The sequence below is a fragment of the Pedobacter sp. Leaf170 genome, from assembly GCF_920984665.1.
Lineage (GTDB): Bacteria > Bacteroidota > Bacteroidia > Sphingobacteriales > Sphingobacteriaceae > Pedobacter.
In genome coordinates this window covers 103,298-112,958 of sequence record NZ_CAKLBP010000009.1, presented here as the reverse complement: position 1 = coordinate 112,958, position 9,661 = coordinate 103,298, and the positions used below count along the sequence as shown (strand labels likewise).

The following is a 9,661-nucleotide window of genomic DNA, read 5'->3' as shown; positions in this document are numbered from 1 at the left end:
AATCTGGGATTCCGTAAACTTGATTCTTTTCATATTGCCAATTAAAATTAATAGTTTTTCTAATAGCCTCGCTGCGCTCGGTCTAGAATTCTACTTTTAAATGGTCTGAATTTTGGGAAGTGCACAAATACATTTACGAATGATTGGGAGTTTTGGTTAGATGAAAATATCTCACCGATTATCGCTAAATGGTTAATGGATGAAATCAATATCAAATGTGTTTCATTTCATTTTTTAAAATTGAATAAGACGTCAGACATTGAAGTTTATAATATTGCCAGAAGCAAAGCGAAAGTTATTATTATATCAAAAGATTTAGACTTTCGTGAACTTGTTTCCTGGAAAGGAGTTCCCCCAAAATTAGTTTTTCTTGAATTTGGAAATTGTTCAAATAAGTTGCTTTATGAAAAACTTAAATATAAAATTTATGATGCAATAGAACTACTTATCTATGGAGATTTGGATATATTTGAAATAAATAAAGATTAACATGCAATTCGGTAAAGTAGACGACCCATCAATTATAGATTTCAAACTTCCTGCGGATGCTACTGAAACAGAAGCTATCCTTAAAGCAAATAAATCAAAACAAAACTTTCAGGCCTTTATTGGTTGCGCTAAGTGGAATAAAGCAGATTTAAAAGGCTTTTATCCAAAGGGAACAAAAGATGAATTAACCTATTACTCTACTCAATTTAATTCGATTGAATTAAATGCAACCTTTTATGGAATGCCTAGTAGTGAGCAGGTAATTACTTGGACTCAAAAAACACCAGAAAACTTTAAATTCTTCCCTAAATTAACAAACACAATTAGCCACTTTAAAAGGTTAATTAACGTTAAAGAGCCCGTAGAACAATATTGTGATGCCATTAGCAACTTTGAAGAAAAGTTAGGAATGGCTTTCCTGCAATTGCATGATAATTTCAAACCTAAAGATTTTGACCGTTTGAAAATTGTAATTGAAGAATTTCCAAAGGTTATCCCTTTAGGTGTAGAAGTTAGAAATGGAGAATGGTTTTCAAATCCCAAAATTGCTGAAGAATTTGAAAAATTATTCGAAGATAATGGCATTACCAATATCATTGTAGATACGGCCGGACGCAGAGATATGTTACACATGCGTTTAACAACACCTACCGCTTTTGTTCGTTACGTAGGCGCTAACCACGAGAGTGATTACGCAAGGTTGGATGAGTGGGTTGAGCGTATAGTTAAATGGAAAAAGCAAGGCTTACAAAACCTATACTTTTTTGTACACCAGAATGTAGAGTTGGCTTCACCATTACTATCAGCTTATTTTATAGAAAAACTGAACAAAGCTATTGGAACTGATTTAAAAGTCCCGGTAATGGGAAATGGTACCACACCAAATCCAACTCTTTTTTAAACCAGCTGTCTTAATGAGCTTGCCGAAGATTTAGTTAGAATATTTCGACAAGCTCAAATACGACAAACGATTGAAGGAGTTTAAATTCTCTTTAATATCGTTTCTGTTGCTTTTGCTTCTTCACCCTCTGGTGAAATATTATAAGCAGAGAGTATAATTTCATCTTTGCTTATTATCTCTAACGCAGTTCTCCAGCCCCAAAGCTTTTCACCATATTCCGGGTTGCCATAGGTACCTAAAACAGAAAAACCCTTTTCAGTTGCATTTCCGCTTGAAAGCATTATTTGTGTGCCCATGTGGAAACTATCTATCCAGCTTGCTGTAAATTTTTGATAAGGTATATCAAAACCGATTATCATTTTGCCTGTAAATGGTTTCCCGTCAAGGCTTCCATCATAATCATAAGAAATAAATCTGTTTTCTAACAAAGCGGTAATTTTTCCAGTAGTGGTTGATTCGTCTGCAAGCACATCTTTCTCAAACCAGGTTTTCGTTTGTCCTTGCCATTCGCCAATTAAGTTTTTTAAAATCCTATGCGAACCATCTTCAAGTGATATTTCAAATTTACTTTTTGCCATAACCAAACTTAAAAAATTATTGTATCAATTTATCGAACTCAATAATTGTTTTTTGATAATTATTATTTCGCTATCTTGTTGTATGTTAAAGACATTGGACCTTAATCAAATTATGGTTATCGATATCGAAACCGTTCCTCAGTATGCACATTACAGCGATGTTCCACAGCACTTACAAGATCTTTGGGAACAAAAAACACTTTACCAACGCTCGGCAGAGCAAAGCCCTGAAGATTTTTACGAGAAAGCAGGAATTATGGCCGAGTTTGGCAAAATTGTATGTGTTAGTTTAGGCATATTTTATACGCAAGATAAAAAGCAGCACTTACGGATTAAATCATTTTATGGACATGATGAATTAGATCTTTTAAAAGATTTTAGTATGCTTTTACAAAAGCAACCTGCCTCGCTAATGTTCTGTGCTCATAATGGTAAAGAATTCGATTTTCCATACTTATGCAGAAGGTTTTTAATTAATGGTCTCGACATTCCAAAACAATTAGAGTTATCGGGTAAGAAACCTTGGGAAGTGAATCATATTGACACGATGGAATTGTGGAAATTTGGCGACTACAAGCATTACACTTCTTTAAATTTGCTGGCGGCAATTTTAAATGTACCAACACCAAAGGATGATATTGATGGCAGCATGGTTAGACAAGTTTATTATGAAGAGCAAAACCTACCGAGAATTGTAACTTATTGCCAAAAAGATGTGATTACAACCGCACAGGTTTTATTAAAATTAAAAGGTGTTGAGGAAATTTCGGCAGAAAACATTACCATTGTAACCTGATGCTAAACGTAAGTAATTTAAAAATTGATTTTTATAACAGAGACGAAAAATCGTGGTTTGATGCGGTTAAAACTATAAGTTTTAAGGTTAAAGAAGGAACGGTTTTAGGTATTGTTGGTGAATCTGGTTCGGGCAAATCTGTAACCTCTTTTTCGATTATGCGTTTGCACGATGAACGCTCTACAAAAATATCAGGGGAAATTGACTTTGAAGCCACCAGCCTATTAAATTTGAGTTCAAATGAAATCCGTCAAATCAGAGGTAATCAGATTTCGATGATATTTCAAGAACCTATGACTTCCCTGAATCCGGTTTTTACTTGTGGAGAACAGGTTGCAGAAGCCATCATTCTTCATCAAAAAACAAATAAGAAAACCGCAAGAGAAAGAACGATTGCACTTTTTAATGAGGTTCAATTGCCTCGTCCGGAAAAAATATTTGACAGCTATCCACACCAAATTTCTGGCGGACAGAAACAACGCGTAATGATTGCTATGGCTTTAAGTTGCAATCCAAAACTTTTAATTGCTGATGAACCAACTACTGCTTTAGACGTTACGGTTCAAAAAACAATTCTGCAGCTGTTATTAAAATTAAAAGAAGAGAGAAATATGGCAATGATATTTATTTCGCACGATTTAGGTGTAATAAATGAAATTGCTGATGAGGTTGCTGTAATGTATAAAGGTGAAATTGTAGAACAAGGTGCTGCAAAATCTATATTCGAAAACCCACAACATCCCTACACAAAAGGCTTACTGGCTTGTCGGCCCACGCCTGCTTTACAATTAAAAAAATTACCTGTAGTTGCTGATTTCTTAACCGGAGAAGTTAAAGATGCTAATGCCCATTTAAATGCAGAAAATCAAATTACAGATAAAGAAATTTCGAGCCGAAGGGCGGCTCTGTATGCCCAACCTCCTTTATTAAAAGTTGAAAAACTTTGCACGTGGTATCCAATTAATAATGGTTTTTTCTCTAAAACCAAAGAATATGTTAAGGCTGTCGATTCAATTAGTTTTGATGTTTTTCCAGGTGAAACTTTAGGCTTAGTTGGAGAGTCTGGTTGTGGTAAAACTACATTGGGCAGAACCATTTTAAGACTAATCGAACCAACATCAGGGAATATTTATTTTGAAAGTAATGACATCACAACTATCGACAGAATATCTCTAAGAAAACTTCGTAGAAATGTACAAATCATTTTTCAAGATCCTTATGCTTCATTAAATCCTAAACTTACTGTTGGCCAATCTATTTTAGAGCCGCTAATTGTACATAAGCTACATAATAATGATGCGGAAAGGAAGCAAAAAGTTGTTGAATTATTACTCAAAGTAGGATTAAAAGAAGAGCATTATGACCGATATCCACACGAATTTAGTGGCGGCCAAAGGCAAAGAGTGGTTATAGCAAGAGCATTGGCTTTACAACCTAAATTTATTATATGCGATGAGTCTGTTTCTGCTTTAGATGTATCTGTACAGGCACAGGTTTTAAATTTATTAAAAGATTTACAAAGCGAATTTGGTTTAACCTATATTTTCATTTCTCATGATTTAGCCGTGGTAAAACATATTTCAGATCGTATTTTGGTTATGAATAAAGGCAAAATTGAAGAAGAGGGTTTTGCTGAAGATATTTTCTTCGCACCTAAAGCAGATTACACAAAAAAATTAATTGATGCCATTCCCGGGAATTAAAAAACTTCGACTTATATTAATTATTGGATTGTTTTGCATTGAATATTTTCAGGCTAATGCACAGAGAAATAGTGTTCAAATTATCTTATCAAAATACATTTTTGAAAATGCTCCTTTTGATGCTTGCCATGCATCTACCCTTGTGGAGATAGATAAAAATTCAATTATAAGTGCCTGGTTTGGTGGTAAGTACGAAGGCAGCAATGATGTTTCCATTTGGTCATCTGTTAGCAAAGATGGCAATTGGAGTGCGCCAATTGAGATTGCAAATGGTATTCAAAATGATAGCTTGCGTTTTCCATGTTGGAATCCGGTATTATTTAAAGCCAAAAATGGTATTTTGTATCTTCATTATAAAGTTGGTCCAAATCCAAGAGCATGGTGGGCAGAATTTAAAACATCAAAAGATAATGGCAAAACATGGTCGAAAGCTAAGAAACTGCCTGAAGGTTTTTTAGGTCCGATAAAAAATAAACCCATTCAAATTGCTAATGGAGACATTCTATATCCATCGAGTACAGAAAGTCTGGATGAAAAAAAATGGCTGATTCATATCGAAAAAACAGATGCAAATGCCCGAAACTGGAGAAAAATAGTTATCGATTGCGATACTTTTGGTGTAATTCAACCTTCAATATTAACCTATCCAGGCGGTAAACTTCAGCTTTTATGCAGAAGCAGGCAAAACGTTATTATTGAAAGCTGGTCTGCAGATAACGGTGAAAGCTGGACGAAATTAAAACCAACAAATTTACCCAATCCAAATTCTGGTAGCGATGCGGTTACTTTAACAGACGGCAGGCAGCTCTTAATTTACAATCCGCTAGAATCTGGTAAAAACTGGTGGGAAGGCCGCTCAGTTTTAAAATTAGCCATTTCTAAAGATGGAAAAAGCTGGACAAATATTTACACATTAGAAGAACATCCCAAGGGAGAATATAGTTACCCAGCAATTATTGAGGCAAAGGATGGAACTATTCATCTCAGCTATACATCTTTAAGAAAAAAAATAAAGTATGTTAAATTGAGATTGAATTAATGAATGGATATAACATCATCAATCTGACATTTTACATCTATAAACCGCCTCTTTTGCATCTTTTCTGTATCTTCGGTAAAATACAATTAGCATATGGCAAAGAAAAAATCTGCAAATATAAAATTAGTTCTGAATCAACTGGTTAGCGATGTTTTCGAAAAAAACAGCAATCAACTCCTAAATTATAAACAGGTTTCTGCCAAATTAAATTTAACCGATCAAGAATCAAGAGAAACCATTCTCGAAATTTTAAAAGAAGGCAAAAGCGCAGGCATTTATCTGGAACCTGAAAAAGGAAAATTTAAACTTAAAGACCTGCAAAGCTTTATCATTGGTACTGTAGATATGACTGCCGATGGTTCTGCCTATATTGTTCCTGAAGATGAATTTGAAAAAGACGTTTACGTTGCACCGCGTAAATTAAAAAATGCGCTGCATGGCGATAAAGTTAAAGTTTATGTTTTTGCGAAGAAGAATGGCAGAAAAAATGATGGTGAGGTTATCGAAATCATTAAAAGAGCAAAATCAGATTTTACAGGCGTAATAAAAATATCGGATAGGTTTGCATTTGTAATTGCAGATGACAAGAAAATGCTTCATGATATTTTTGTTCCGTTGAGTGATATTTTAGGTGCGAAAAATGGTCAAAGGGTTTTAGTTAGCTTAACGGATTGGCCTGAAGGTGCAAAAAATCCAATCGGTACGGTTAAGCATGTACTTGGCGACCAAGGTGAGAATAATACCGAAATGAATGCTATTCTTGCACAATATGGTTTTCCCCTATCATTTCCTCCACAGGTAGAAAAAGAAGCCAACGCTATTCCTGAAGAAATTCCTTCAGCAGAAATTGCCAAAAGAAAAGATTACAGAAACGTATTAACTTTTACAATTGACCCTGCTGACGCTAAAGATTTTGATGATGCCATTTCTTACCAAAAATTACCAAATGGGAATTATGAAATTGGTGTGCACATAGCCGATGTTTCTTATTATGTTGAGCAAGGAAGCGAATTAGATAAGGAAGCTTATAGCAGAGCAACTTCGGTTTACTTGGTTGATAGAGTTATCCCAATGTTACCTGAACGTCTAAGCAATGGTGTTTGTTCGCTTCGCCCCAATGAAGATAAACTTTGCTTTGCAGCTGTTTTTGAGTTAGATGAACAGGCAAATATTCAATCTGAATGGTATGGCAGAACCGTAATACATTCTGATAGAAGGTTTAGTTACGAAGAAGCACAAGAAGTTATCGAAAATAAAGCTGGAGATTTTGCTGAAGAAATTTTAAAATTAAATGAGCTTGCATATATTTTAAGAGATAGAAAATTTAAAGATGGTGCCATCAGTTTTGAGAGCACTGAAGTTAAATTTAAACTTGATGAAAATGGCAAGCCTATCGGAGTTTATGTAAAAGAACGAAAAGATGCACATAAGCTGATTGAGGATTATATGCTTTTGGCAAACAGAAAAGTAGCAGAATTTATTTCAAAAAAAGTTAAAGGTAAAAACAAACTCACCTTTGTTTATCGCGTTCACGACTCACCAAACATGGAAACGCTGAATACTTTTGCCAACTTCGCATCCCGTTTCGGTTATAAAATTAATACAAAATCTGATAAAGAAATTGCCAAATCTTTAAACCATTTAATGGCCGATGTTGAAGGTAAGAAAGAGCAGAACATATTAACTTCATTAGCCATTCGCTCAATGGCTAAAGCTATTTACACCACAAAGAAAACCAGTCATTACGGTTTGGCTTTTGAATATTATACGCATTTCACTTCCCCAATCCGTAGATATCCCGATGTTATGGTACATCGTTTATTGCAAACTTATTTAGATGAAGGAAAATCTGCAGATGTAGAATTTTATGAAGTTGCGAGTGCACATTCATCAGCTATGGAAAAAAGAGCTGCTGAGGCAGAAAGGGCATCAATAAAATATAAACAGGCTGAATATTTAGAAGAAAACATCGGCACAGCTTACAAAGGTGTTATTTCTGGTGTTACAGAATGGGGGATGTATGTAGAAATTGAAGAAAATAAATGCGAAGGTATGATTAGGCTTCGCGATATATCTGATGATTTTTATGTATTAGATGAGAAAAACTATTGCATCATAGGTCAGCGCAAAAAGAAAAAGTACCAGTTGGGAGATGAAGTAATGATTAGAGTGAAGAAAGTAGATTTAGCAAAACGCCAGATTGACTTCAGTTTGATTCAGGATTAATAAAATTAAAAATTTCAGACTAATCCGTTAGTAAAAATAAAATGCACAATACAGTAGAATTACAGCAAATTTTAGAAACAGCAATACAAAACCTAAAATATCCTGAAAGCCCCAAACAACTTTACGAACCAATAACATATATAATCAATTTAGGGGGCAAAAGAATCCGCCCTCTGCTGGTTTTAATGGCAACGGAGTTATTTGGCGAAGATGCTAATAAATCTATCCATGCGGCTATGGCAGTAGAGGTTTTTCATAATTTTACACTGGTGCATGATGACATTATGGATAATGCACCCCTACGCAGAGGCCAGGCTACCGTTCACGAAAAATGGAGCACAAATGTTGCTATTTTAAGTGGCGATGTTATGATGGTTGAAGCCAATAAAAATCTTGCAAAAGTAAATCCAATTTTTCTTAAAGATGTTCTGGATACTTTTAATGCCACAGCTCAAGGTGTTTGCGAAGGGCAAACATTAGATATGGAATTTGAAACTCGTGATGATGTAACTATCGAAGAATACATCAACATGATTCGGCTAAAAACCGCTGTTTTATTGGGTGGTGCACTAAAATTAGGTGCCATAATTGCAAATGCATCTAAGCAAGATGCAGACTTAATCTATAATTTTGGCGAAAATATAGGTATCGCTTTTCAATTGCAGGATGATATTTTAGATGTTTATGCTGATCCTGATAAATTCGGAAAACAAGTAGGCGGAGATATCATTGCCAACAAAAAAACTTTTTTACTTTTAAAAGCTTTGGAATTGGCAGATAATAATAATTCAAATACATTACAAGATTGGATTTCTAAAGAAAACTTTGATAGCAGAGAAAAAATTGAAGCCGTAACAAATATTTATAATTCATTAGATATACCAAATGTTGCGAAACAAGCAATGGAGGGCTATTTGAGCAAAGCACTATCATACATGGAGCAAATAAGTGTGGCAGACAAGCAAAAAGAAGCCATTATGAGCTTAACAATGAGCCTAATGGCCAGGCAATACTAAGCATTGTATTATAAAAATATCGCTAAATTAGAGTTTAGCGATATTTTTTTGTCTTAAAATTTACTAGAACAAAAAAAACCATTCTGGAATTCAGAATGGTTTTTTTTATCAATAGTACTAATTATTCTGCAGTTGCAGCTTCTTCAGTAGCTTCGTCTTTTTTAACAGCTTTTTTTGCTGGTGCTTTTTTAGCCGGTGCTTCTGCAACAACTTCAACAGCAGCAGCTTCTTTCTTTGCAGCTGGTTTCTTAGCTAATGCAGCTTCAATTTCTGCATCAGTGATAGGAAGAATAGATACATAAGATTTGTTATCTTGTTTCTTTCTAAAAACTACAGTACCATCTACTAAAGCAAATAATGTATGATCTTTACCTAAACCAACATTTTTATCTGGATGGTGTTTTGTTCCGCGTTGACGTACTAAAATGTTTCCAGCGATAGCTAACTGACCACCGAAAATTTTAATACCTAAACGCTTACTATGCGATTCACGTCCGTTTTTCGAACTACCGGCTCCTTTTTTGTGTGCCATTTTCTTATATTTTGTAACCCGCCAAAAAAGCGAATTATTAGGTTAACAATTAATTATAGAGTGATGTCAGAAATCTGAATCTTGGTGAAAAACTGGCGGTGACCATTTTTCTTTTTGTAACCTTTTCTACGTTTTTTGTGGAAAACGATTACTTTATCACCTTTTAAATGAGATACGATAGTAGCTGAAACTTTAGCACCTTTAACCGCAGGAGCACCTACAGTGATTGCACCACCATTATCAACCAACAATACATTATCAAATTCAATACTAGCGCCTTCATCTCCTTGTAATCTGTGTACAAAAAGGTGCTGGTCTTTAGCAACTTTAAATTGCTGCCCTGCTATATTTACTATTGCGTACATTGTTTAAATATTAGTT

Annotated in this window: 10 protein-coding genes; 7 read left to right on the top strand and 3 right to left on the bottom strand. The window is 34.6% G+C overall.

Going from position 1 to position 9,661, the window contains the following annotated elements:
- Positions 1-87 precede the first annotated feature (87 nt).
- Both LUA90_RS18390 and LUA90_RS18385 read left to right on the top strand, forming a co-directional pair.
- A complete protein-coding gene (locus LUA90_RS18390; protein ID WP_370635374.1) occupies positions 88-489 on the top strand; it encodes a DUF5615 family PIN-like protein in 402 nt (133 codons plus the stop codon).
- Between the two features lies 1 nt (position 490).
- On the top strand, positions 491-1,390 hold the full coding sequence (locus LUA90_RS18385) for a DUF72 domain-containing protein (RefSeq protein WP_231492056.1): 900 nt from the start codon (positions 491-493) through the stop codon (positions 1,388-1,390).
- Positions 1,391-1,470: 80 nt separating this feature from the next.
- Here LUA90_RS18385 and LUA90_RS18380 read toward each other — a convergent pair whose 3' ends face one another.
- On the bottom strand, positions 1,471-1,968 hold the full coding sequence (locus LUA90_RS18380) for a DUF1579 domain-containing protein (protein ID WP_231492055.1): 498 nt from the start codon (positions 1,966-1,968) through the stop codon (positions 1,471-1,473).
- 82 nt (positions 1,969-2,050) lie between these two features.
- Between LUA90_RS18380 and LUA90_RS18375 the strand changes: the two genes are divergently transcribed.
- The 5 genes from LUA90_RS18375 (at position 2,051) to LUA90_RS18355 (ending at position 8,748) form a co-directional block, all read left to right on the top strand.
- Entirely contained in the window at positions 2,051-2,764 is a 714-nt protein-coding gene (locus LUA90_RS18375; RefSeq protein ID WP_231492054.1) for a 3'-5' exonuclease, read from the top strand.
- Entirely contained in the window at positions 2,764-4,467 is a 1,704-nt protein-coding gene (locus tag LUA90_RS18370) for an ABC transporter ATP-binding protein (protein ID WP_231492053.1), read from the top strand. Before LUA90_RS18375 ends, LUA90_RS18370 begins: the two co-directional genes overlap by 1 nt.
- Positions 4,448-5,506 (top strand): exo-alpha-sialidase, encoded by a 1,059-nt coding sequence (locus LUA90_RS18365; RefSeq protein ID WP_231492052.1) that lies wholly within the window; start codon positions 4,448-4,450, stop codon positions 5,504-5,506. The genes LUA90_RS18370 and LUA90_RS18365 overlap by 20 nt, the downstream gene beginning before the upstream one ends.
- 93 nt (positions 5,507-5,599) lie before the next feature.
- On the top strand, positions 5,600-7,732 hold the full coding sequence (gene rnr, locus LUA90_RS18360) for a ribonuclease R (protein WP_231492051.1): 2,133 nt from the start codon (positions 5,600-5,602) through the stop codon (positions 7,730-7,732).
- A 41-nt stretch (positions 7,733-7,773) separates the two neighbouring features.
- A complete protein-coding gene (locus LUA90_RS18355) occupies positions 7,774-8,748 on the top strand; it encodes a polyprenyl synthetase family protein (protein ID WP_231492049.1) in 975 nt (324 codons plus the stop codon).
- A 121-nt stretch (positions 8,749-8,869) separates the two neighbouring features.
- Here LUA90_RS18355 and rpmA read toward each other — a convergent pair whose 3' ends face one another.
- Both rpmA and rplU read right to left on the bottom strand, forming a co-directional pair.
- Positions 8,870-9,280: a 50S ribosomal protein L27 gene (gene rpmA, locus LUA90_RS18350; protein WP_231492047.1), complete on the bottom strand. Its 411-nt coding sequence runs from the start codon at positions 9,278-9,280 to the stop codon at positions 8,870-8,872.
- 53 nt (positions 9,281-9,333) lie between these two features.
- Complete coding sequence (gene rplU, locus LUA90_RS18345; protein WP_010601215.1) at positions 9,334-9,645, bottom strand: 50S ribosomal protein L21; 312 nt, start codon at positions 9,643-9,645, stop codon at positions 9,334-9,336.
- Positions 9,646-9,661 lie beyond the last annotated feature (16 nt).

Coding starts and splice junctions, on each gene's coding strand:
- rnr (WP_231492051.1), top strand. CDS start 5,600: ATGGCAAAGAAAAAATCTGCAAATATAAAATTAGTTCTGAATCAACTG.
- LUA90_RS18365 (WP_231492052.1), top strand. CDS start 4,448: ATGCCATTCCCGGGAATTAAAAAACTTCGACTTATATTAATTATTGGA.
- LUA90_RS18380 (WP_231492055.1), bottom strand. CDS start 1,968: ATGGCAAAAAGTAAATTTGAAATATCACTTGAAGATGGTTCGCATAGG.
- LUA90_RS18355 (WP_231492049.1), top strand. CDS start 7,774: ATGCACAATACAGTAGAATTACAGCAAATTTTAGAAACAGCAATACAA.
- LUA90_RS18370 (WP_231492053.1), top strand. CDS start 2,764: ATGCTAAACGTAAGTAATTTAAAAATTGATTTTTATAACAGAGACGAA.
- rplU (WP_010601215.1), bottom strand. CDS start 9,645: ATGTACGCAATAGTAAATATAGCAGGGCAGCAATTTAAAGTTGCTAAA.
- LUA90_RS18385 (WP_231492056.1), top strand. CDS start 491: ATGCAATTCGGTAAAGTAGACGACCCATCAATTATAGATTTCAAACTT.
- rpmA (WP_231492047.1), bottom strand. CDS start 9,280: ATGGCACACAAAAAAGGAGCCGGTAGTTCGAAAAACGGACGTGAATCG.
- LUA90_RS18375 (WP_231492054.1), top strand. CDS start 2,051: ATGTTAAAGACATTGGACCTTAATCAAATTATGGTTATCGATATCGAA.